This is a genomic window from Lacrimispora sphenoides JCM 1415, from assembly GCF_900105615.1.
In the GTDB taxonomy this organism is placed as follows: Bacteria; Bacillota; Clostridia; order Lachnospirales; family Lachnospiraceae; genus Lacrimispora; species Lacrimispora sphenoides.
Genome location: NZ_LT630003.1, coordinates 5,062,792 through 5,084,964, shown reverse-complemented (window position 1 = coordinate 5,084,964; position 22,173 = coordinate 5,062,792). Strand labels below are relative to the sequence as shown.

The following is a 22,173-nucleotide window of genomic DNA, read 5'->3' as shown; positions in this document are numbered from 1 at the left end:
TAATTTTTTTAACCTTGTCTCTGCTTATGCTTAGGATTTTCACAGATTACTCTGATACTGCCTTTTCTCTTAATGATTTTGCATTTTTCGCAAATCGGTTTGACTGATGATCTAACCTTCACAGCAATTCTCCTTTCCGTTATGCGCCCTTTCACATGAAGCACTTGCCGTCTATTAAAAGACGTTTCCGCGCGAAAGCGCTCCCCCGCACCCGGCCGGCTCTGTTACGAGCCTGGTGGCGATGGAGCTCTTTTTGGAAAGAGCCTTCTGAGTATACCCGCAGTGTGTTTTATCGTAAAACCAGTGCTGCCCATAAGGGCATAATACACCCAGTATTTCAACAAAGTCGCTATAGCATTATAACACTGTTTATTTTAAAATGCAAGCACTTTTTCCTATATATTTATTAACCCTTTACCCTGGTGTGTCGCACTAGGATAACAGGCAATGTTTAATAAAACAGCGCCTTATTTGTCTCTCCAGATGATCCTTCCCTTGCTTAAATCATAAGGGGACATCTCAATGGTTACTTTATCTCCCGGTAAAATACGAATGTAGTTCATGCGAAGTTTTCCGCTGATGTGAGCAAGTACCTGATGGCCATTCTCCAGTTCTACCTGGAACATGGCGTTGGGAAGCTTCTCCACAACGGTTCCTTCAATTTCAATAACATCTGCTTTTGACATAAAGCTTACCTCCTAACAACCTGTTCTTCTCTTTTGAAACATCTGATGAAATGTTTGATTTCTTCATCGGTGACTAATTTATTTTCCCGGATCTTTATTCCGGGTGAATGTTTCTCCCATAAAAGGGCTTCCACATGCTTTTTCTTTTTCTTCTTCGGGCAGTTTAAACGTCTGCTTTTTCCGTCCACCAGATATATATATTCGCCTTCCTCCCGCAATATGAAGAAATAACCGCCTTTATCGTGACCTGCCGCAGACTTTACGAATGCTCCGGTAGTTAATTCCATGGGCATTTCCTCAGCGGTCACAGGAAACCAGGCTAAGAATCTCTGGTTCACCTTCTGTAATCAGCACGGTATTTTCATAATGAGCGGAAAGGCTGCCATCCTCTGTTACTACGGTCCAGTCATCATCAAGCCATACGACCTCCGGTGTTCCCCCATTGATCATGGGTTCGATGGCCAGGGTCATTCCCGGCTTTAATTTGATTCCCCGTCTTTTCTGTGCAAAGTTCGGCACCTCCGGCTCCTCATGGAGATGTGTACCGATTCCATGGCCTACCAGATCCCGTACAACTCCAAATCCAAATTTTTCTGCATAGATTTGGATTGCAGCAGATATATCATTCAGATGATTGCCAGATTTTGCAAATTTAATCCCTTCAAAGAAACATTGTCTTGTCACTTCTATGAGCTGCCCTGCGAAAGGAGTGATCTCCCCGATTCCGTAAGTCCTTGCCGCATCGGAATGATATCCTTTGTAAATAACCCCAGCATCCAGGCTTACGATATCGCCCTCCATTAAAATCCGTTTCTTGCTTGGAATCCCATGAACCACTTCATCATTTACAGAAACGCAGATGGAGGCAGGATATCCGTTATAGTTCAGGAAAGAGGGCTGACAGCCGTAGCTCCTTATGATTTCTTCTCCCAGATGATCAATATCCCAGGTTGTCATTCCCGGCTTCAAGGCTTTTGAAAGCTCTTCGTGAGTTTTACTAAGAATCCTTCCTGCCTCTCTCATAAGTTCTATCTCTCTTGCAGATTTAATCGTAACTGACATAAACTATGCTCCTAATAGGTCAGCGATGTCCGAGAACACCTTGTTTAATTCCTGTGTTCCATCAATATTCACCAGCACACCAGCTTCCTTATAATATTCGATCAGAGGCTTTGTCTGATCATGGTAGACCGACAAACGCTTTTTAACGGTTTCCGGCTTATCGTCATCCCGCAAAACAAGCCCTGCTCCACACACGTCGCATACATCGGGAACCCTGCTTGGATTATACACAATATGATATGTAGCTCCGCAGGCAATGCAAGCACGACGGCCTGCCATTCTGTCTATAATTATCTCATCCGGTACATCCACATTAATCGCAAAGTCAATCTTCTGTCCCATATCAGAAAGCGCCTTTTTAAGGCTTTCCGCCTGGGGAATGGTTCTTGGAAAACCATCCAGCACGTATCCGTTTTCACAATCATCACATTGAATACGGTCCATCAGCATGCCAATGGTCAGTTCATCCGGCACAAGAGCGCCCTGATCCATGTATTCCTTTGCCTTCCTGCCTAACTCTGTTCCCTCTTTAATATTGGAGCGGAAAATATCTCCAGTAGAAATATGGGGAATCTGATACTTTTCAGCAATTTTTTTTGCCTGGGTACCTTTGCCGGCACCAGGAGCACCTAACATGATAATTCTCATAAACAGTCCCTCCCTTGCTTCCTTAAGGTTAAATAACACAAATTCCAAGAAAAACACGCCGTGCGTGTTTCTCTTGGTTTGTCCTCTAATCGTTTAAAAATCCTTTATAATAGCGCACAAGCATCTGAGATTCAATCGCCTTCAACGTCTCTAAGACTACACTGACGATGATGATTAAAGATGTACCTCCAAAGGATAAACGGCTTACATTAAATAAACCGGAAACCATGATCGGAATAATACAGATGATCGTCAAGCCGCATGCGCCTATAAATACGATATAGTTCAAAATGGAATTGAGATAATCACTGGTTGGTTTACCTGGACGGATGCCCGGGATAAAGCCGCCGGACTTTTTCATGTTATTCGCAACTTCAAGCGGGTTAAACGTAATTGATGTATAAAAATAAGCGAACACGATGATAAGAGCCACATAGACCAGCATACCGATGGTATATAACGGTCTTTCCGGTTTAAACCAGCTTGAAGAATTCAGTGCCGATAAAATGTGGCCTCCAATGCTGTTGTAGTTAATATTGGCCCCAAAGAACTGGGAAATCACTACCGGGAACGACATAATGGAGGAAGCGAAGATAACCGGGATAACGCCGGCTGTATTCACCTTTAACGGTATGTTGGTGGCTTGACCGCCGACCATCTTCCGTCCCTGCATCTTTTTCGAATACTGTACAGGAATTCTTCTCTCACCATTCTGAAGGATAACAACAAATATTACAATCGCTGCGATAACAGCAACGATAATAATGGCTGCAATTGCAGCTACGGCAACCGATTTCCCAGACATGAATCTGGTATATAAGGTTGACATATCCGAAGGAAAGCTGGAAATGATGTTAAAGGTCAAAACAATGGAAATACCATTTCCCACACCTTTCTCCGTAATTCGCTCACCGATCCACATCAGAAGAGCACTTCCTGCGGTCATAGTTGCAACAGCAATAATAATACTTAATACATTAAATTCTCTTAACAGCCCCTGGCCGCCGAATCCAATCGCCATAGCGATGGACTCGATTAAAGCCAGACCAACTGTTACGTAACGGGTGTATTCTGCAATCTTCTTTCTGCCATCTTCCCCATCCCGCTGCATTTCCTCAAGCTTTGGAATCGCTATGGTCAAAAGCTGCATGATGATGGAAGATGTGATGTAAGGGGTAATGCTTAAGGCAAATACGGACATATTGGTAAAAGAGCTACCAGTCATTGCGTTGAAAAAACCAAACGCATCATTATTCTGCCGAGCAAAAAAATCTTTAAAAAAGCTTGTTTCAACTCCTGGAATCGGCAATTGAGAACCGATTCTAGTAACCACCAGCATCATGAATGTAAAGATGAGTTTCTTTCTTACATCCTTGATCTTGAATGCATTACGGAGTGTTTTTAACATATTAGATCACCTCGCAGGTTCCACCTAAAGCCTCGATTTTGGTTTTTGCGCCTTCGCTGAAAGCATCTACCTTTACTGTAAGCTTTTTGGTTAATTCTCCATTTCCAAGGATCTTAACACCGTCACGCGGATTCTTAACGATACCGCTCTCTAACAAAGTTTCAACAGTAACAACTGTACCATTGTCAAAACACTCTAAAGCGCCTACATTGATACCGATAATAATTTTAGTATTTCTATTGGTAAAGCCTCTCTTAGGAATACGTCTGTATAAAGGCATCTGACCACCTTCAAAACCTGGTCTAGTTGCACCGGAACGTGCTTTCTGTCCTTTATGACCCTTACCTGCTGTCTTGCCGTTTCCTGAACCATGACCGCGGCCTCTTCTGAAGTTGTCGCTGTGTTTGGAACCTAACGCAGGCTGTAAATTTGATAAATCCATCGCTTGCACCTCCTTACTGTATTCTCTTAAATCTCTTCAACTTTTACTAAATGACGCACGTTTGCGATCATACCTCTAACCGCGTTATTATCCGGCATCTCAACTGTTTTATGAAGCTTCTTTAAGCCTAATGCTTCAACGGTTGCTTTATGCTTCGGAACTGCGCCGATCGGGGATTTCACCAATGTGATTTTTAATTTATCTGCCATTTTCATATCCTCCTTAGCCTAAAATCTCTTCTACAGATTTACCGCGAAGCTTTGCAACTTCCTCAGGAGTTTTTAAACGGGTTAATCCCTCGATAGTAGCTAAAACTACATTGGTCTTATTATTAGAACCTAAGGACTTAGAATGGATATTCTTAATACCTGCAAGTTCTAAAACCGCACGTGCAGGACCTCCTGCAATAACTCCTGTACCTTCATTAGCTCTCTTAAGAAGTACAGATGCACTTCCGAATTTTCCGATCAGGTCATGAGGAATACTGTTGTTCTCATCGATAGGAATAGCAACCATATTCTTAACAGCAGCCTCTTTTCCTTTACGGATTGCTTCTGGAACTTCACCGGCTTTGCCAAGACCCGCACCTACGTGGCCATTGCCATCACCTACGACTACTAAAGCAGAGAATCTCATGGTACGTCCACCCTTAACGGTTTTAGATACGCGCTTGATAGCAACTACTCTGTCGTTTAATTCTAACTGATTTGCATCAAAAATTGTACGTTTCACGCTGTCATTCTCCTCTCTACTTAGAATTCCAGACCAGCTTCTCTGGCTGCGTCTGCTAATGCCTGAATCTTACCATGATATATAAAACCGCCTCTGTCAAAGACAACTCCCTTAATTCCTTTTTCAAGGGCTCTCTTTGCTACTACGGTACCTACATATGCTGCAGCATCAACGTTGTTAGTTTTCTCTAATTCTGCCTTTACTTCTTTTTCTACTGTAGAAGCAGCGACTAAAGTCTTACCAACTGTATCGTCAATAATTTGAGCATACACATGATTATTGCTTCTAAACACAGCTAAACGTGGTCTTTCTGCAGTGCCTGCAAAACGGTTACGTATTCTGTTGTGCTTTTTAACGCGAACTTCGCTTCTTGACTGTTTGCTAACCATCTTTACACTCTCCTTAATTATTTCTTACCAGTCTTACCAACTTTACGTCTGATAACTTCGTCAGCATACTTGATACCCTTGCCCTTATACGGTTCAGGTCTTCTCTTATCTCTGATTTCAGCAGCGTACTGGCCAACTTTTTCTTTATCGATACCTTTAATAATGATGACGTTCTGGCCTTCCATGGTAGCTTCGATACCTTCAGGATCTTCCATTTCTACCGGGTGGGAATAGCCAAGAGAAAGAACCAGCTTCTTGCCCTGCTTCTGTGCTCTGTAACCAACACCATTGATTTCCAGCTTCTTCTCATAGCCGTTAGTAACACCAACGACCATGTTGTTTACTAATGTTCTTGTCAGACCGTGTAAAGATTTCATCTTCTTTAAATCGTTCGGTCTTGAAACAACGATATGACCATCTTCTTCTTTGATTGTCATCTCAGATGGTAACACTCTTTCAAGAGTTCCCTTAGGACCTTTTACAGTCACTTTATTATTTTCTGCGATTGTAACAGTTACGCCTGCCGGAATCGCGATAGGCATTCTTCCTATACGTGACATGCCGTTTACCTCCTTAAATTTTCGGAAGAAGCTCTGCGCTTCTTCTGTTTTCAGATGCTTCTCTTAATTACCAAACAAATGCCAGTACTTCTCCGCCGATGCCAATGGTACGTGCATCCTTATCGGTAATAACGCCCTGGTTTGTGGAGATGATAGCAGTTCCTAAACCGCCAAGTACTTTTGGTAACTCTTCCTTGTTTGCGTATACACGTAAACCAGGCTTGGAGATTCTCTTAATACCTGTAATGATTTTCTCATTTTTATCTTTACCGTATTTTAAGGTGATCCGGATTGTCTGGAATGCACCGTCTTCTACGAGATCGTATTTCTTAATGTAGCCCTCTTTTACAAGGATATCAGCAATAGCTAATTTCATCTTAGATGAAGGTACATCTACTGTATCATGTTTTGCAGTATTTGCATTACGGATTCTTGTAAGCATATCTGCGATTGGATCGCTCATAGTCATTTTGAAATTGCCTCCTTCCTTATTTTACCAGCTTGCTTTTTTAACGCCTGGGATCTGGCCCTTATATGCTAATTCACGGAAGCAGATTCTGCAAATTCCGTATTTTCTCAAATAAGCATGTGGACGACCACAGATTCTGCAACGATTGTATTCTCTTGAGGAGAACTTTGCAGGTCTCTGCTGTTTGATCTTCATTGAAGTCTTAGCCATGGATTATTCCTCCTACTATTTTGCAAATGGCATATTGAATAATGTCAAAAGTTCACGGGCTTCTTCGTCTGTCTTAGCGGTAGTAACGAAAATAATGTCCATACCTCTTACCTTGTCAACTTTATCGTACTCAATTTCAGGGAAAATAAGCTGTTCCTTGATACCAAGAGCATAGTTTCCTCTGCCATCAAATGCATTAGGATTTACTCCTCTGAAGTCACGTACACGAGGAAGTGCAAGGTTGATCAGGCGGTCAGCAAATTCATACATTCTCTCACCGCGTAAAGTTACTTTACATCCGATCGGCATACCTTCTCTGATCTTGAAGTTAGCAACTGATTTTTTAGCCTTTGTTAAAACTGCCTTCTGACCGGAGATGATTTCTAAATCTCTTACTGCAGAGTCTAAAATCTTGGCATTTTCCTTTGCTTCACCAATACCCATATTGATGACAATCTTATTTAACTTTGGCACTTCCATATTGTTCTTATATCCAAACTTCTTGACCATACCTTCTACGATCTCTGTCTGGTATATCTCTTTTAATCTAGCCAATTTTTATTCCTCCTCTCCGAATTAGTCAATTACTTTACCGGTTGCCTTTGCAACACGGACCTTTTTGCCGTCTTTAACTTCAAAACCAACTCTGGTTGCTTTTCCGTCAACAACAAGCATAATGTTGGAGATATCAAGTGCAGCTTCTTTCTGTACGATACCACCCTGCGGATTGCCTGCGCCTGGTTTCACATGCTTTGTAATCATGTTAACGCCTTCCACTACCACTTTGCTGTTCTTCGTATCTACGTGAAGAACTTTGCCCTGTTTGTCTTTATCTTTTCCTGCGATAACCTTTACCAGGTCGTCTCTTTTAATTTTATGCACAGTCCGACACCTCCTTATAATACTTCGGGAGCTAAGGAAACAATTTTCATGAACTGCTTCTCTCTTAACTCTCTGGCAACCGGCCCAAAGATACGAGTTCCTTTTGGAGTCTTGTCATCTTTGATAATTACGGCAGCATTCTCATCGAACTTGATATAAGAACCGTCTTTACGGCGTGCGCCCTTAACGGTGCGTACAACTACGGCCTTTACAACGTCGCCTTTTTTCACAACACCACCAGGCGTTGCATCTTTTACGCTGGCAACGATAACATCACCAATATTAGCATATCTTCTTGTAGAGCCGCCCATAACACGGATACAAAGAATCTCTTTTGCACCGGTATTGTCGGCAACCCTTAATCTGGTTTCCTGCTGAATCATACCTGTTACTCCTTCCTGGAAATAAATTATTTCGCTCTTTCGATAACCTCAACAAGTCTCCATCTCTTGTCTTTGGACAGCGGTCTTGTTTCCATTACTTTTACTGTATCGCCCATGTTGCAGTCGTTGTTCTCGTCATGAGCTTTTAATTTATACGTTCTTTTTACGATCTTGCCGTATAAAGGATGTTCTACATGGTCTTCAATAGCCACAACGATGGTCTTATCCATCTTGCTGCTTACAACCTTACCAGTACGGGTTTTTCTTAAATTTCTATCCACGTTCGGTATTCTCCTTTCGAGTTTTGGCCCTGGCGGCCCAATCTATAAGTTTACACACACTCGTGTGTGTCATGCTTTTTAAAAAACCGCAACTTAAGCTAATTTAGCCTTCTCAGTTATAACAGTCTGAATTCTGGCAATGTTCTTGCGAACCTCTTTGATCCTGCTTGTGTTATCAAGCTGATTGGTCGCGTTCTGGAATCTTAAGTTGAAAAGTTCTTTCTTTGCAGCTACTAATTCTACATTCAGTTCTGCAGCTGATTTTCCTTTTAATTCTTCAACATACTTATCAATTTTCACTGTCATTCACCGCCTTCTAAATCTGCTTTAGCAGCAATCTTACACTTGCACGGTAACTTATGCATAGCAAGACGTAAAGCTTCACGTGCTGTTTCTTCAGGTACTCCAGCGATTTCGAATAATACACGGCCTGGTTTTACTACTGCTACCCAGTATTCCAGAGCGCCCTTACCGGAACCCATACGGGTTTCTGCTGGCTTTGCTGTTACAGGTTTATCCGGGAAAATCTTGATCCAGACTTTACCACCACGCTTGATATAACGGGTCATGGCAACACGGGCTGCCTCGATCTGGTTGGATTTGATCCAGCATGGTTCTGCAGCGACTAAACCGAATTCACCGTTGCTGATAGTATTGCCTCTTAACGCTTTACCAGCCATGGATCCACGGAACTGTTTACGACGTTTAACTCTTTTAGGCATTAACATTATTTTCCGCTCCCTTCCTTGTTTCCTTTAGTTGGAAGTATTTCGCCATTGTAGATCCATACCTTAACACCGATCTTACCGAAGGTTGTATCTGCTTCAGCGAAACCATAGTCAATATCTGCTCTAAGTGTCTGTAACGGAATGGTTCCTTCGCTGTAGAACTCAGTACGAGCCATATCAGCACCGCCAAGACGTCCTGCAACTGCAGTCTTGATGCCCTTTACTCCAGCCTTCATGGAACGACCCATGGTGGACTTCATAGCCCGGCGGAAGGATACACGGTTCTCTAACTGCTGTGCAATAGATTCAGCTACTAACTGAGCATCTTTATCAGGTCTTTTGATTTCCTTGATGTCAACAAATAACTTTTTATCTGTAAGCTTCTGAGCTTCAGCTTTTAATTTCTCGATCTCAGATCCGCCTTTACCGATAACAACACCTGGTTTCGCTGTGTGAATCGTAATTTTCACGCGGTCAGATGCTCTCTCAATTTCTATATCAGAAATGCCGGCGCTGTATAATCTTTTCTTAAGGAACTTTCTGATCGCATAATCTTCAACCAGGTTATCTGCGAAATCAGCTTCAGCATACCATTTTGAGTTCCAGTCTTTAATAACACCGACTCTTAAGCCGTGTGGATTAACTTTCTGTCCCATTATTTGCCTCCTTATCTTTCATTAAGCACAACGGTGATGTGGCTCATTCTCTTCTCGATCCTGTAAGCGCGGCCCTGTGCTCTCGGTTTTACTCTTTTCATTGTCGGTCCCTTGTTTGCAAAACATTCCTCTACATAAAGCTTTGCAGGGTCCATACCGTTGTTATTCTCAGCGTTAGCAATTGCTGATTTTAATAACTTCTCTATTAAAGAAGAAGCATATCTGGGATTGTAAGTCACAATACCAAGTGCTGTCATAACATCTTTGCCTCTGATGGCATCTAATACGAAGCATGCTTTCTGAACAGAAACCCTAGCATAGGATAACTTTGCTGATGGTCTGGTGTCCTTCACGGCATTTCTTTCTCTTTTAATCTGGCTTCTATGTCCCTTAGCCATTGGTGAATCCTCCTTTCAACTTTAACGCCCCTGGGAATCCTAACGAATGCCCGGAAGAGTTTGTTTCTATCTACTTACGGCCTGATTTTTTCTCGTCCTTACCATGTCCTCTGTAGGTTCTTGTGGCAACAAATTCACCCAGCTTATGTCCAACCATATCTTCTGTAACATATACCGGAACGTGCTTTCTGCCATCGTGAACTGCAATTGTATGTCCAACCATCTGCGGGAAGATTGTAGAACGGCGAGACCAGGTCTTAATTACCTGTTTCTGTCCTGCTGCGTTCATAACATCTACTTTTTTCAGTAAATGAGCATCTGCAAATGGTCCTTTTTTAAGTGAGCGAGCCATAGATTCTAACCTCCTTTAATTATTTAACGGTCTTTCCATCTCTTCTTCTAACGATCAGTCTGTTAGACTGCTTGTTTTTCTTTCTGGTCTTTAAGCCAAGTGCCGGTTTGCCCCATGGTGTACTTGGACCTGGGCGTCCGATACCGGTCTTGCCTTCACCACCGCCGTGAGGATGGTCATTCGGGTTCATAACAGAACCACGTACAGTAGGTCTGAAGCCCATATGACGTTTTCTACCAGCTTTACCGATATTGATCAGGTTGTGATCTCCGTTGCCTACAACGCCGATGGTTGCTCTGCAGTTGATCGGAACCATTCTCATCTCACCGGAAGGTAAACGAAGAGTAGCATATTTGCCTTCTTTTGCCATTAACTGAGCAGAATTTCCTGCGGAACGAACTAACTGTCCGCCTTTTCCTGGATAAAGCTCAATGTTATGAACCTGAGTACCAACCGGGATCTGGCTTAATGGTAAGCAGTTGCCGACTTTAGCTTCTGCCATCGCTCCGCTCATAACCTTCATGCCGTCTGTTAAACCAGCCGGAGCAAGGATATACGCTTTTGTACCGTCTTCGTAGCAGATCAGCGCGATGTTGGAAGTTCTGTTTGGATCGTACTCGATACCGATAACAGTTGCTGCAATGCCATCTTTGCTGTTTCTCTTAAAATCGATGATTCTATATTTTCTCTTAACGCCGCCTCCGCGATGTCTTACCGTGATCTTACCCTGGTTATTACGGCCGGCTGTTTTATTGATTGTTTTGCTGATTAAGGACTTCTCAGGAGTTGACTTTGTGACTTCGCTGAAATCAGAACCAGTCATGTGTCTTCTGGAAGGGGTATATGGGTTATACTTTTTAATTCCCATTATATTTCTCCTTTCTTCTTAATTGTCCAAGCTCTTTGGACATAAAGGTATGCCAGTGCTTCAACGCCGCCTGGCGTATCTCAATTATCGTGATATAATGTTCATCACATAGGAAGCTGAAAACCGTTTACGCCGGGCTCGAATAAATTCTCACCAAGCGCCCCGATCTTACAGTCCTTCGAAGATTTCGATGTCTTTGCTGTCAGCTGTCAGTTGAACGATAGCTTTCTTTGTCTTAGAAGTCTTTCCAAAAGTCATTCCTCTTCTTTTGGTCTTTCCATCTAAGTTCATGGTGTTCACGCTGGCAACCTTAGCACCTGGGAACATCTTCTCAACAGCTTCTTTGATCATAGCCTTATTAGCATCTGTGTGCACAATAAATGTGTACTTCTTGGACGCCATAGCGTTCATGCTCTTCTCAGTTACTACAGGCTTCTGGATTACGTCGTAATACTTAATATCTGCCATTATGCGTACACCTCCTCGATTGCTGCAACAGCAGTCTTGGTAGCAACAACTGTGTTGTACTTTAAGATATCGTATACGTTGATGGTGTTAGCAGAAGCAGTCTTAACAGCAGCAATGTTTCTTGCACTCATTACTGCGTTTGCGCTGTCGTCGCCAACAACTACAAGAGCTTTGGATACCTTTAAGTTATTTAAAACAGTCTGGAATTTCTTTGTCTTGATCTCATCAAACTTTAATTCGTCAACAACGATGAACTTATTCTCATTTACTCTGCTGGTCAGAGCGGACTTAAGAGCAAGTCTTCTTTCCTTCTTGTTAAGTTTGATTGTATAATCTCTTGGTGTAGGAGCAAATACAACTCCACCGCCTGTCCACTGGGGAGATCTTGTTGAACCCTGTCTTGCATGACCGGTTCCTTTCTGCTTCCACGGTTTTCTTCCGCCGCCAGATACTTCTGCACGAGTTTTTGCTTTCTGTGTGCCCTGGCGCTTATTTGCAAGCTGGCTTACGACTGCCATGTGTACGAGATGCTCATTTACATCTACACCGAACACTGCATCGTTTAACTCTACTGTGCCAACTTCTTTACCTTCCATATTGTAAACAGATACGTTTGCCATCTGTGTGATCCTCCTTTCTGATAAAAGCATTATTTAGATGCTTTTACTGTTTCCTTGATTGTTACTAAAGACTTCTTAGGTCCTGGTATAGCACCCTTAACCAGAATCAGGTTGTTTTCTGCATCAACCTTAACGATTTCGAGGTTCTGGATTGTTACCTTCTTGTTACCCATCTGGCCAGGCATCTTTTTGCCCTTGAATACCTTGCTAGGGTCAGAAGCTGCACCGTTGGAACCTGCATGGCGGTGGAACTTGGAACCATGAGCCATAGGTCCTCTGGACTGTCCGTGTCTCTTAATAGCACCCTGGAAACCTTTACCTTTGGAGATTGCGGTTGCATCGATCTTGTCGCCTGCTGCAAAGATCTCAGCTTTGATTTCATCTTTTACAGAATACTGGTCAGCATTCTCAAGCTTAAACTCTCTTACGTATCTCTTGTAAGAGACACCGGCCTTATCAAAATGGCCCTTAATTGGTTTGCTGACAAGCTTTTCTCTCTTATCAACGTAACCAACCTGTACTGCACTGTAACCATCGTTCTCAACAGTCTTAACCTGTGTTACTACACAAGGACCTGCCTGAAGAACTGTTACCGGAGTTAAGACTCCGTTCTCATTGAAGATCTGTGTCATTCCGACTTTGGTAGCTAAAATACCCTTCTTCATGTTTTTACCTCCTGTTTGTTAATTCTACAGCGGATTGCTTTCGCAATCATCCTAGAACAGTCCAATATACATGGAACACTATGACTCCGCCTGGCGGAGATGTTGATTCCTTACAGGAAAAAGTGTTGCTTCTATATTAAAACCCTTCAGGACATGCATGGAACAATTTCCATAATGGTTCTGATGAAGATTATTTATTCTTCATCTTGATATCGATGTACACACCTGCCGGCATTTCCAGTCTGGATAATGCATCAACAGTCTTCTGGCTTGGTGTAATGATATCAATGAGTCTCTTATGCGTTCTCTGCTCGAACTGCTCTCTGGAATCTTTGTACTTATGAACCGCTCTTAAGATGGTTACCACTTCCTTCTTGGTTGGTAACGGCACCGGTCCACTCACTTTTGATCCTGTCTTTTTTACAGTGTCGATGATTTTGCCCGCAGACTGATCAACCAACTGATGATCATACGCTTTTAATGTGATTCTCATTACTTGACTTGCCATAAAAAAAGTCGCCTCCTTTTCGCACTTAGTAGAAGTACGACAAGCGGTGACTGTACACGTTCCCGTGTGTGTCATCAAAGACCCCACACTGACTTCCCATTTAAATAAACAGGATTTTAAATTGTACAGTGACTTGTCGCCAGTTTCCTAACTTGACATTCGCTCCACGGAAAACCTGCTTATATAAGCAGCAACCTCACGCTTCACAGCTATCATGCCACAGCCTTTGTATGATAACACACTTTTTTTTACATTGCAAGCATTTTTTTCAAAAAAATGGCGCAAAATCTGATTTTCCAGGTTTTGCGCCTTTGGTCGTTCTTTTCTTAATTCCAGGCCGGTTCTGTAGGGGTTCTGCCTTCTCCGCTTGGATCGTCATCATTTACCTTTAATAAATTTCCATTGCTTCCAGTCTTGTATCTTGTACCGTCAGAGTTCTTTACCGTCGTATTTTTGGATACCTTGCCGGAAGTGTTCACCACATAGGTTGTTTTGGTGCTTCCTGTAGGAATGGCAATGGCTTCATACTTCGTTCCTTCATCCGCACATTGAAGCTTTCCCATATAATAAAGGTAACTGTCCTTAACTCCGGTATAACCGCGGCCGCTGTCACTGAAATAATAGGTAGCTTCATCGCCGTCTCCTTCAATCACCTTTATCCTGCCCTTCTGCATGGTGCTGGTCTTCTTATCTCCGAAATAGAATGCCGTATATTCCGATGTATTTCCAATCATCACCTTCTGCAGCCCATATACAGGATTGCCAAGGTTATTAAACAGATAGGTCTTGTCATTAATTTTAGTTATATTCTGAGTGGTGGCATCTCCCTCCTTCGGACCGGTCTTTGGAATTCCTGAACTTGAGAAATAAAACCATTCTACGCTCTCTTCATAGCCAGATAAATCCTGTGGCGGTTCCACAGAATACCAGCCCACTCTCAGCTTGCCATTGCTGTCATAATATTTATAGTTCTGGATGTCGTACTCCGCGTTATCAACTCCAACGTTCTTCCATCCGGTCTGAAGCGCTCCATCTGAGTCAAAGCAGTAAGCGACACCGTCAATCTTATAGGTCGCATAATCTCCGGAAATGTTCTTTGGAACATACTTTTTACCGTTGTCGTTAAAATAGTACCAGAACTTTCCGTCATCATTATCCCCCGGAGTAACACGGTCCCCGTCGTTATTGCTGTTTGGTGAGAAAAGCTTCTGCCAGCCGGTACGCATGGCTCCGTCCGTTCCGCAATAATACATGTCATCAAGGACCCAGCCGGTCTGCATCTCACCATTAGGATCGAAATAATACCATTTGTTATTGATCTTGGACCAGTTATCCATAATGGCCTTTCCGCTGCTGCCGAAATAATACCACTTGTACTGGGAACTGCTTGAATCCTGAAACTTCATCCATTTATCCGTAACCAGAATTCCGTTGGAGTCCATATAATAAGTATTTTCCACCCAGGTATTAACGGACATCTCGCCATTGGTGTTTAAATAACGCCAAAGGTTGTCCGCTCCCTTTTTCCAGGTGTTCGTCACCTTATTTCCGCTTGTATCATAATAAACCCAGGTGCTTCCAGACTGAGCCCAACCTTCTGCGGCATAAGACTCTACAGACACTGCACCAACCGTCAGCATGGCGGTAACAGCCAGCATGATGAGACCTTTTCTTTTCATATCTTCACTCCTTACAAGGATTTCCTTTTTTGCTATAATTTATTTTAACAATTAATCTCAGATTATTCAACTGTTTTAATCTTTCAATTCTATTACGAAATTATTTCCCTTGTCTTTTCTGGGTCTTTATCTAAAAATACATTGCTATAAATATAACAAAATGAGATTAACTATTATATCAATTCGAATGAAAATCAGGCAGACAAACAGGACTGAATCCTGTTAATACAGAATTCAGTCCCAATAAGTTCCTTAAGTTAAAAGATTCAGCTATTCTTTTTAAAACCAATTGCAGCGATTGTTAAAGCCCCAGTTACCGCAGCATCTATTGCAACGGTTGCAGCAGCCCCGATTGCAGCAACCCCGATTACATCCATTCGTCCAGCCCCAGTTACAGCCCCTATTACATCGATTGCAGCATCCATTATTCCAGCCGCATCCGCAGGCAGAAAAGCCTATATTAAAACAGCACATAAATTTACACCTCATTTTTTTAATTTATACTATATTATATAGGACAAAAGACAAGGTGTGATTATGGGCTCTTTTCCATCAATTCTCCCGTACTTGACGCTCCCGGCTCTATCCAGTATAATCAAGGAAGTTCAAATTTGCCTTTGGCTATTGAACGGATTATTTGAGAAAACTACTATTAACTATTTATGGAAAGGGCGGCACCAATTATGTGGATTGCAGACGGCTGGAAAGATTATGAAGTGATAGACTGTTCAGAAGGAGAAAAACTTGAACGCTGGGGAAATTATCTCCTTGTACGTCCTGACCCACAGGTTATCTGGTCCACTCCCAAGACGGAAAAAGGCTGGAAAAGGATGAACGGCCACTATCATCGCAGCGCCAAGGGCGGCGGTGAGTGGGAATTTTTTGACCTTCCGGAACAATGGACAATCAGTTATAAGGATTTAACCTTTCAATTAAAGCCCTTCAGCTTTAAACATACAGGACTCTTTCCGGAACAGGCGGCAAACTGGGATTGGTTCAGTGAAAAAATAAAACAGGCCGGACGTCCTGTAAAAGTGCTTAACTTATTTGCCTATACCGGAGGTGCTACCCTTGCAGCCGCAAAAGCCGGGGCTTCTGTCACTCATGTGGATGCGTCCAAGGGTATGGTCGGCTGGGCCAAGGAAAACGCCCACTCTTCCAATCTGGATTCCGCTTCCATCCGCTGGATCGTGGATGACTGCGTAAAATTCGTTGAAAGAGAGATCAGAAGGGGAAACCATTACGATGCAATCATTATGGATCCTCCTTCCTATGGAAGAGGGCCAAAGGGGGAAATCTGGAAAATAGAGGACGCCATTTATCCTTTGGTGAAGCTTTGCGCTCAGCTTCTGTCTGATCAGCCTCTGTTCTTTCTAATCAATTCCTATACCACTGGACTGGCTCCTTCTGTACTTTCCTATATGTTGTCTACAGAAATTGGCGTAAAATTCGGAGGTACCGTAAAGTCAGAAGAAGTGGGTCTGCCTGTAACCCGGACCGGACTGGTTCTTCCCTGCGGTGCTTCAGGCAGATGGTGGGCTTAAATATGTTCATCGCCCTCCGTTGAGCAGATTCCACAAAACCGGAAGGTAACGGCGCAGAAAGAGACCGGCCCAGTAACTGAATATCACACATAAAACCGGCATAAACAGGAAAATTCCAAGTGGCAGTGGCGGAAAAGCAGGGAGCAGCAATGCTCCCGTTTTATTTATCAGCCGTACCATGGCGAAATGGACGGCATATAGAAAGAAATTCTGCTTCATCCAATCTTTTGTGTTCTCCAAATGCTGTTCTGGAACCAGAAACCATAAACCCACCGGAATAAATAGCCGGTAGATTACAGTGGTAGCAGCAACCTCTCCCTTAATGCTTCCTGGAAGATCCAGGTCCTTTATGAGAAGCCCTGCTGCCACAATAATAAGACCTGCCAGAAAGCGTCTCCTGTTCCAGGACTTTTCGGCGATCGTTCTCCCTAAAACTGCAGAAAAAGCGCCAAAGCTGTAATAAAACAGGGCATCCAGATTGAGAAGAGGCAAAGAAGCGCCGACGTAAATTGCAGCAAGCGTTACGGTCAGAAGCAAAATACCCGTAAGCCACTGCCTGACAAAGAGATAAATTACCGGCGCCAGAACAATCAAAATAATGAGCTGGTTCAAATACCAGAACACATAATTATAGGTATAATAAAGCACCGCATCTGCTGCAACCGTAAAGTGAAAGGGAATTTTCCCCTTTCCAATAATATCAGAAGCCACTGGAAGCCGGCTTCCTATAACATACCCAAGGTAATATAAAAGATTCCATACGATATAGGGAACCAACACACTTCTGATCCTGGAATTCCATTTGATCCAAAGGCGGTCCATGGTAAAATTCCGGAAGAAAAGATAAGAGGATATGAGAAAAAATCCAGGAACGGCGATCTGAGCCACCTGATCACCTAAAAAGCGCTCCAAAGCATCAACTTCATAAGCAGTCCTAGTGTTGCCCAGAAAAAGGACTGCATTGTAGGAATGGACCCATATGACCAAAACGCTGAAAAAGAATGTGAACCAGGTTATCTTATTACGGAATCTCCTTTCTTCCATAGGGCCCTCCTTTCTGCGCCTTTACCATCGGAGGCAAAAACGGATATATAAAATTATATTATCATTTGATGTCCAAAATGGCAACTGCTGCTAAAAAGTACCTGCTGATTCCCTGACTGCCTTCAGACTAATTTCAGTAAATAATGCTATTCTTTTCTTATAAAATTATTTTTATTCATATAACAAAAGGCTAATTACCAACACAGGCCGAAGCCAAGGCAGAACTAGCCAGAAGAGAAGCAAGAAGACCCGAAGAGGCAGAGATGGAAAAAAAATCACAGGAATTAGTTGAATAACAGTAGATCATGCCCGGTTCCCACCGGGCATTTCTTATATATAAATGTAAATTTTTTCATATTTTATTATCTTATAGCGTAGAGTTTATGATATAATGCTTTAGCGAAGTATCAAATAGGGTGTGGACAAACTTTTGCTGTTCTTGATGGATTTATTCAAATGTATCATGATAAAAAACAGAATATGAAGTCTTAAATGAAAATGTATTAAAGTGCAGGACTAGCCAGTGAGCACGCACTTTGATATAATAGGAACAATTTCAATGATTGTTCCAAATATAAGGAGATAGAAACTATGAAAAAAATAACTCGTGCTGCCTGTCTGATCTTAGCCCTCCTTCTTGCAGGCCTGCCCCTTTTTAGCGGCCCGGCTCCCGGAAATGGTACTGAAACGACCTTGACAAGCGCACTTATGGCACAGTCTTCAGACAGTGGACAAGCACTGCAGACTATGGCCCTAGGCCCCGGCCTTATTAACTTATCCCCCGCGGATGAATTTTCCACTTATCAGTGGGGGTTAAAAAATGACGGGGAATTCCGCCTTATAGAGTTAAAATCCAAATTTAAATCCATTGATAATATTTACGATGGACGGAAATCAAAAGACGGTACGACAAAGCCCGGTCCCGGAGACTATGAATCTACAGTGATCGGTGCTGTCACCGGAATCGATATTAATGTACAGCCAGCATGGAAGCTTTACGATCAGGCTGAGAATAAGCGCTCTGTCATTGTCGCCATCATCGATACCGGCATTGATATCAATCATCTGGAGCTTAAAAATGCCATATGGACCAATCCCGGCGAGATTGACGGGGATGGGATCGATAACGACGGTGACGGATATGTGGATGATATTCACGGCTGGAATTTTTACTCCGGAAATAACCAGGTCTTTACCGGCAGCGAGGACAGCCATGGTACCCATGCGGCAGGAACCATCAGCGCCGCCCGGGGAGCCTACGGCATAGCCGGAATCACGGACAATAACTACGTAAAGATCATGCCTTTAAAGGCCCTGGGAGGCGAAGACGGGCTGGGATCCCCGGAAGCGGTGATCCAGGCGATCCATTACGCCGAAGCACACGGTGCTTCCATCTGTAACTTAAGCATGGGCACCACTGCCTACAGCGAAGATCTGGCTCAGACCATGAAAAATTCCAGCATGCTGTTTGTGGTATCCTGCGGTAACGGCGGAATCTCCGGACTTGGATACGATACAGATATCTACCCTGTTTATCCTGCTTCCCTGCCATATGACAACATAATCTCCGTGGCAAACCTTTTGTTTGACGGGACCTTAAGCAAGGATTCCAACTATGGCGCAACGAGCGTTGATATTGCCGCCCCCGGCAGCTACATATTAAGCACTGTTCCAGGTAATGCCTATGGTTTTATGAGCGGCACTTCCATGGCAGCTCCCATGGTAACAGGTGTGGCTGCTATGCTCTATTCCTACCGGCAGGACATTTCCCTGTCAGATGTAAAAACTATCCTTTTAAATTCCAGCAGGAAACTGGATACCCTTACAGGGAAGATGGTAAGCGGAGGTCTTCTAGACGCCTACGGAGCCCTAACCTGGAATCATTCACGATAGCAATGAGCAGTGCGAAATAATAATTATAAACCAAAAAAAGTCTGTAACCCCGGTCTTACCAAAGGTTACAGACTTTTTTAACAGAAGAATTATATCAGTTTCACTCCAAGCCCTTTCTGAATATATGGCAAATATTTCATACAAGAGTCATGTACCTGCCCAATAATATTTACCCTATCCTCTCCAGGCAGATCAACTCTGGCAATTTCAAGTTCTCCCATATACCTTAAATAATTTTCATTGGAAATGCTGATACTTCCCTGCTTCCTTACTTGTGTATGATTCTCATGACCAGGCTTGATCTCCTGCTTATACTGTCTTGATTCCTGGGAACGAATAACGTATTCGCTGGAATCCGGCCTGTCATGATGAAGGATATCTCTAACAAATTCATAGGGAGAAAGTATGTCTGCCTTAAGTTCCACATAATCCTGGCTTAAGCATTGGATATCCTTCCAGTCCCTTTCTTCTACATCCACATCGCCGATTAACACCACATCGCAGGAACCATCATAGAAGAGTTCCAGCATGTTCAAAAGTACCTGGTCTTTCCTCCTCCGGTGCTCTTCCACCGTTGGAAGACCTTCAAACAAGGGGCCTCTCAATTCCAGATTCCCAGGCACAAAAGCCATGGTAGTAAAGCCAAGATATTGAAGCCTCTGATTCATTTCCTTTGTTTGTTTCAGTGACAGGGCTGTGAACTGCTTGGGATAAAAGTTATGGCATGCAGTAAATCTGGTAAAATCAGCCCCATACTTTTTCCATTCCATTAGTTCCTCCTCCATAATGGTGGAGGCATTAAATACCACATAAAAATCCTTGGAAATCTCTACCGTCTCTTTTGCATCAAAACCATAATCAAGGCGGACATGGGTGATTCCCAGCTCCTTAAGCTCTGCTATGCTGTCTGTTTCAAACTTTTCCAGGGTTTCCGGGCCCACATCCACAATGAGATTTAACCCGCCTTCCCTGCACATGCTCAGAATTTTAAGTACATCCGAACGGTAATCGATTCCTGTTTCCTCTGGAATGTGGAGTGAAGTAAACGCATACTTCACTCCGCTCTTTATCGCTTTCTTTATTAAGCGTTCATTCTTTTCCATTCCACTTGAAAAATAGATTGAAATTCCTGTATTCATTTATTCTCCATATACCTCATTGATTCTGTCCTCATCTACCCCGAAGAAATAGGTTACCAGGAATCCTCCTGCATAAGCAATGAGCATTGCAATTATGTAACCAATCTGCTGTCCGGGCTGGACAATCAATAAACCAAACAAACCGGATACACCCTGAGAAACGGTACCGATGTGCATAAGAGCTGCAACAGCTCCTCCGAATCCGGCACCGATGCAGGCGGTGATAAAGGATCTGCCAAGAGGCAGGGTCACAGCATACATCATAGGCTCTCCGATTCCAAGAATACCTACTGGTATGGAATCACGGATATATCTTTTTAATTTTGCGTTCTTTGTTTTTACATACAGTGCAATACCGGCGCCTACCTGTCCGCCGCCAGCCATCATAAGGATGGGAAGAAGGTAGTTGATTCCCTTTGTAGCACCATCCGGATCATTTAGCAGGGCATGGATCGGGGTCAATGCCTGATGTAAGCCTACTGCTACCAGAGGAAGGAAGCCTGCCGATAAAATATATCCTCCAACAACGCCCATCTTTTCATATACAAAGCTCAAAAGGGCAAAGATCACCTTTGTTAAGCCTGCGCCCAAAGGCTGAATTACCAGCAGGGCAACAATACCGCCAACAATAAGTACTAAAAGAGGACTTACAAAGGTATCAATTAAATCAGGCATACGCTTTCTGATATTCTTTTCAAGATAAGCAAAGAATGCGCCTGCGATCAGAGCTGCCAAAAGGCCGCCGGAAGCCGGATTAAAAGCTGTATTAGTAATAGGAAGAAGAATCTGAGCATCCTTTACCGTTGCAAGGAGAGGCATACCCGGGTTGGCAATTGACATGGCACCTGCAATCGCTCCAAGTACTCCTGAACCGCCGAACTCCTTTGCAGCATTGTATCCAACCAGGATAGGCAGGTAAGCAAACAGTGCCCAGCCCATGGTCCGGATGCATTGATACCACCATACTCCTAAAAGTGATCCGCCGGTAGAAACATTAATAACATTACAGATACCATTGATCAAACCTGCTGCAATGATGCCTGGAAGCAGCGCTACGAAAATATTGGAGATCTTCTTTAAAAATCTCTGTACCGGTTTATCATACTTTGCCTTTTGAAGCGCTTTATTTTCCTTTGCAACTTCATTAATATCCTGATCCGGTCCATTCTCAGCCTGGCCTTTTGCAAGCCCTGTAAGCTTATAAAATTCGTCCAATACCTTATTTACTTTCCCCGGTCCAAATACAATCTGGAGCGTGTCACTCTCAACAACCCCAAGAACTCCCTCTACCTTTTTCACGCCTTCAATATCAGCCTTTGATGTATCCCTTAAGCCGACACGAAGCCTTGTCATGCAGGCAGCATTGGAAGTTATGTTCGCTTTTCCCCCAAGCAGCGTTAATAATTGTTCACTGATTTGCTTGTAATTCACGATAATCCTCCTTTGAAAATATAATTAA

33 protein-coding genes are annotated in these 22,173 nt (G+C 43.1%); 2 read left to right on the top strand and 31 right to left on the bottom strand.

The window, feature by feature from the left end; genetic code table 11:
- Nucleotides 1-8 precede the first annotated feature (8 nt).
- The 28 genes from rpmJ to BMX69_RS22820 form a co-directional block, all read right to left on the bottom strand.
- Nucleotides 9-122: a 50S ribosomal protein L36 gene (gene rpmJ, locus BMX69_RS22955; protein ID WP_003497809.1), complete on the bottom strand. Its 114-nt coding sequence runs from the start codon at nt 120-122 to the stop codon at nt 9-11.
- A 345-nt stretch (nt 123-467) separates the two neighbouring features.
- Nucleotides 468-686, bottom strand: a complete 219-nt coding sequence (infA, locus tag BMX69_RS22950; RefSeq protein ID WP_013274317.1) for a translation initiation factor IF-1 — start codon at nt 684-686, stop codon at nt 468-470.
- 5 nt (nt 687-691) lie between these two features.
- The gene (locus tag BMX69_RS22945; protein WP_100043923.1) at nt 692-979 is read right to left on the bottom strand and encodes a KOW domain-containing RNA-binding protein; all 288 of its coding nucleotides are present in this window, start codon (nt 977-979) and stop codon (nt 692-694) included.
- 4 nt (nt 980-983) lie between these two features.
- Nucleotides 984-1,748, bottom strand: coding sequence for a type I methionyl aminopeptidase (map, locus tag BMX69_RS22940; RefSeq protein ID WP_100043633.1), 765 nt, complete (start codon nt 1,746-1,748; stop codon nt 984-986).
- A 3-nt stretch (nt 1,749-1,751) separates the two neighbouring features.
- Nucleotides 1,752-2,396 (bottom strand): adenylate kinase, encoded by a 645-nt coding sequence (locus BMX69_RS22935; protein ID WP_100043632.1) that lies wholly within the window; start codon nt 2,394-2,396, stop codon nt 1,752-1,754.
- An 85-nt stretch (nt 2,397-2,481) separates the two neighbouring features.
- On the bottom strand, nt 2,482-3,804 hold the full coding sequence (gene secY / locus BMX69_RS22930) for a preprotein translocase subunit SecY (RefSeq protein ID WP_100043631.1): 1,323 nt from the start codon (nt 3,802-3,804) through the stop codon (nt 2,482-2,484).
- Between the two features lies 1 nt (nt 3,805).
- A complete protein-coding gene (gene rplO / locus BMX69_RS22925; protein WP_025231340.1) occupies nt 3,806-4,246 on the bottom strand; it encodes a 50S ribosomal protein L15 in 441 nt (146 codons plus the stop codon).
- Nucleotides 4,247-4,272: 26 nt separating this feature from the next.
- Nucleotides 4,273-4,455 (bottom strand): 50S ribosomal protein L30, encoded by a 183-nt coding sequence (gene rpmD, locus BMX69_RS22920; RefSeq protein WP_024291892.1) that lies wholly within the window; start codon nt 4,453-4,455, stop codon nt 4,273-4,275.
- A 13-nt stretch (nt 4,456-4,468) separates the two neighbouring features.
- Entirely contained in the window at nt 4,469-4,978 is a 510-nt protein-coding gene (rpsE, locus tag BMX69_RS22915; protein WP_035286429.1) for a 30S ribosomal protein S5, read from the bottom strand.
- A 20-nt stretch (nt 4,979-4,998) separates the two neighbouring features.
- Nucleotides 4,999-5,367, bottom strand: coding sequence for a 50S ribosomal protein L18 (rplR, locus tag BMX69_RS22910; RefSeq protein WP_025231338.1), 369 nt, complete (start codon nt 5,365-5,367; stop codon nt 4,999-5,001).
- 17 nt (nt 5,368-5,384) lie between these two features.
- Nucleotides 5,385-5,927: a 50S ribosomal protein L6 gene (rplF, locus tag BMX69_RS22905; RefSeq protein ID WP_025231337.1), complete on the bottom strand. Its 543-nt coding sequence runs from the start codon at nt 5,925-5,927 to the stop codon at nt 5,385-5,387.
- Nucleotides 5,928-5,994: 67 nt separating this feature from the next.
- A complete protein-coding gene (gene rpsH / locus BMX69_RS22900) occupies nt 5,995-6,396 on the bottom strand; it encodes a 30S ribosomal protein S8 (protein ID WP_025231336.1) in 402 nt (133 codons plus the stop codon).
- A gap of 24 nt (nt 6,397-6,420) precedes the next feature.
- Nucleotides 6,421-6,606 carry a type Z 30S ribosomal protein S14 gene (locus tag BMX69_RS22895; protein ID WP_002604691.1) on the bottom strand — a complete coding sequence of 62 codons (186 nt, stop codon included), beginning with the start codon at nt 6,604-6,606 and terminating at the stop codon, nt 6,421-6,423.
- Between the two features lie 15 nt (nt 6,607-6,621).
- Complete coding sequence (rplE, locus tag BMX69_RS22890) at nt 6,622-7,161, bottom strand: 50S ribosomal protein L5 (protein ID WP_054792026.1); 540 nt, start codon at nt 7,159-7,161, stop codon at nt 6,622-6,624.
- Nucleotides 7,162-7,182: 21 nt separating this feature from the next.
- Nucleotides 7,183-7,488 carry a 50S ribosomal protein L24 gene (gene rplX / locus BMX69_RS22885; protein WP_025231334.1) on the bottom strand — a complete coding sequence of 102 codons (306 nt, stop codon included), beginning with the start codon at nt 7,486-7,488 and terminating at the stop codon, nt 7,183-7,185.
- Nucleotides 7,489-7,502: 14 nt separating this feature from the next.
- On the bottom strand, nt 7,503-7,871 hold the full coding sequence (rplN, locus tag BMX69_RS22880) for a 50S ribosomal protein L14 (protein ID WP_024291900.1): 369 nt from the start codon (nt 7,869-7,871) through the stop codon (nt 7,503-7,505).
- Between the two features lie 26 nt (nt 7,872-7,897).
- Complete coding sequence (gene rpsQ / locus BMX69_RS22875) at nt 7,898-8,152, bottom strand: 30S ribosomal protein S17 (protein WP_025231333.1); 255 nt, start codon at nt 8,150-8,152, stop codon at nt 7,898-7,900.
- A 93-nt stretch (nt 8,153-8,245) separates the two neighbouring features.
- Complete coding sequence (rpmC, locus tag BMX69_RS22870; RefSeq protein ID WP_025231332.1) at nt 8,246-8,452, bottom strand: 50S ribosomal protein L29; 207 nt, start codon at nt 8,450-8,452, stop codon at nt 8,246-8,248.
- 2 nt (nt 8,453-8,454) lie between these two features.
- Nucleotides 8,455-8,880 carry a 50S ribosomal protein L16 gene (rplP, locus tag BMX69_RS22865; protein WP_100043630.1) on the bottom strand — a complete coding sequence of 142 codons (426 nt, stop codon included), beginning with the start codon at nt 8,878-8,880 and terminating at the stop codon, nt 8,455-8,457.
- A complete protein-coding gene (rpsC, locus tag BMX69_RS22860; protein WP_025231330.1) occupies nt 8,880-9,536 on the bottom strand; it encodes a 30S ribosomal protein S3 in 657 nt (218 codons plus the stop codon). Before rpsC ends, rplP begins: the two co-directional genes overlap by 1 nt.
- A gap of 11 nt (nt 9,537-9,547) precedes the next feature.
- A complete protein-coding gene (gene rplV / locus BMX69_RS22855) occupies nt 9,548-9,934 on the bottom strand; it encodes a 50S ribosomal protein L22 (protein ID WP_029701447.1) in 387 nt (128 codons plus the stop codon).
- A gap of 70 nt (nt 9,935-10,004) precedes the next feature.
- Nucleotides 10,005-10,286, bottom strand: a complete 282-nt coding sequence (rpsS, locus tag BMX69_RS22850) for a 30S ribosomal protein S19 (RefSeq protein ID WP_013274336.1) — start codon at nt 10,284-10,286, stop codon at nt 10,005-10,007.
- Between the two features lie 19 nt (nt 10,287-10,305).
- Nucleotides 10,306-11,154, bottom strand: coding sequence for a 50S ribosomal protein L2 (gene rplB, locus BMX69_RS22845; protein WP_025231328.1), 849 nt, complete (start codon nt 11,152-11,154; stop codon nt 10,306-10,308).
- 168 nt (nt 11,155-11,322) lie between these two features.
- Nucleotides 11,323-11,622 carry a 50S ribosomal protein L23 gene (rplW, locus tag BMX69_RS22840; protein WP_054740792.1) on the bottom strand — a complete coding sequence of 100 codons (300 nt, stop codon included), beginning with the start codon at nt 11,620-11,622 and terminating at the stop codon, nt 11,323-11,325.
- Entirely contained in the window at nt 11,622-12,242 is a 621-nt protein-coding gene (gene rplD / locus BMX69_RS22835) for a 50S ribosomal protein L4 (protein ID WP_038281357.1), read from the bottom strand. The genes rplW and rplD overlap by 1 nt, the downstream gene beginning before the upstream one ends.
- 29 nt (nt 12,243-12,271) lie before the next feature.
- Nucleotides 12,272-12,907, bottom strand: coding sequence for a 50S ribosomal protein L3 (rplC, locus tag BMX69_RS22830; RefSeq protein WP_025231325.1), 636 nt, complete (start codon nt 12,905-12,907; stop codon nt 12,272-12,274).
- A gap of 190 nt (nt 12,908-13,097) precedes the next feature.
- Nucleotides 13,098-13,415 (bottom strand): 30S ribosomal protein S10, encoded by a 318-nt coding sequence (rpsJ, locus tag BMX69_RS22825; protein WP_013274341.1) that lies wholly within the window; start codon nt 13,413-13,415, stop codon nt 13,098-13,100.
- A gap of 326 nt (nt 13,416-13,741) precedes the next feature.
- Nucleotides 13,742-15,094, bottom strand: coding sequence for a PspC-like choline-binding domain-containing protein (locus tag BMX69_RS22820; RefSeq protein ID WP_100043629.1), 1,353 nt, complete (start codon nt 15,092-15,094; stop codon nt 13,742-13,744).
- A gap of 683 nt (nt 15,095-15,777) precedes the next feature.
- On the opposite strand from BMX69_RS22820, the gene BMX69_RS22815 reads away from it, so the two are divergent.
- Complete coding sequence (locus tag BMX69_RS22815) at nt 15,778-16,638, top strand: class I SAM-dependent methyltransferase (RefSeq protein WP_100043628.1); 861 nt, start codon at nt 15,778-15,780, stop codon at nt 16,636-16,638.
- A 6-nt stretch (nt 16,639-16,644) separates the two neighbouring features.
- Here the strand turns inward: BMX69_RS22815 and BMX69_RS22810 are convergent, their stop codons facing one another.
- Complete coding sequence (locus BMX69_RS22810; RefSeq protein ID WP_100043627.1) at nt 16,645-17,682, bottom strand: acyltransferase family protein; 1,038 nt, start codon at nt 17,680-17,682, stop codon at nt 16,645-16,647.
- A gap of 591 nt (nt 17,683-18,273) precedes the next feature.
- On the opposite strand from BMX69_RS22810, the gene BMX69_RS22805 reads away from it, so the two are divergent.
- A complete protein-coding gene (locus BMX69_RS22805) occupies nt 18,274-19,575 on the top strand; it encodes a S8 family peptidase (protein ID WP_100043626.1) in 1,302 nt (433 codons plus the stop codon).
- An 89-nt stretch (nt 19,576-19,664) separates the two neighbouring features.
- Here BMX69_RS22805 and BMX69_RS22800 read toward each other — a convergent pair whose 3' ends face one another.
- Together BMX69_RS22800 and BMX69_RS22795 are read right to left on the bottom strand one after the other, a co-directional pair.
- Nucleotides 19,665-20,714: a MupG family TIM beta-alpha barrel fold protein gene (locus tag BMX69_RS22800; RefSeq protein ID WP_054792024.1), complete on the bottom strand. Its 1,050-nt coding sequence runs from the start codon at nt 20,712-20,714 to the stop codon at nt 19,665-19,667.
- The gene (locus tag BMX69_RS22795) at nt 20,715-22,145 is read right to left on the bottom strand and encodes a PTS transporter subunit EIIC (RefSeq protein ID WP_054792023.1); all 1,431 of its coding nucleotides are present in this window, start codon (nt 22,143-22,145) and stop codon (nt 20,715-20,717) included.
- Nucleotides 22,146-22,173 lie beyond the last annotated feature (28 nt).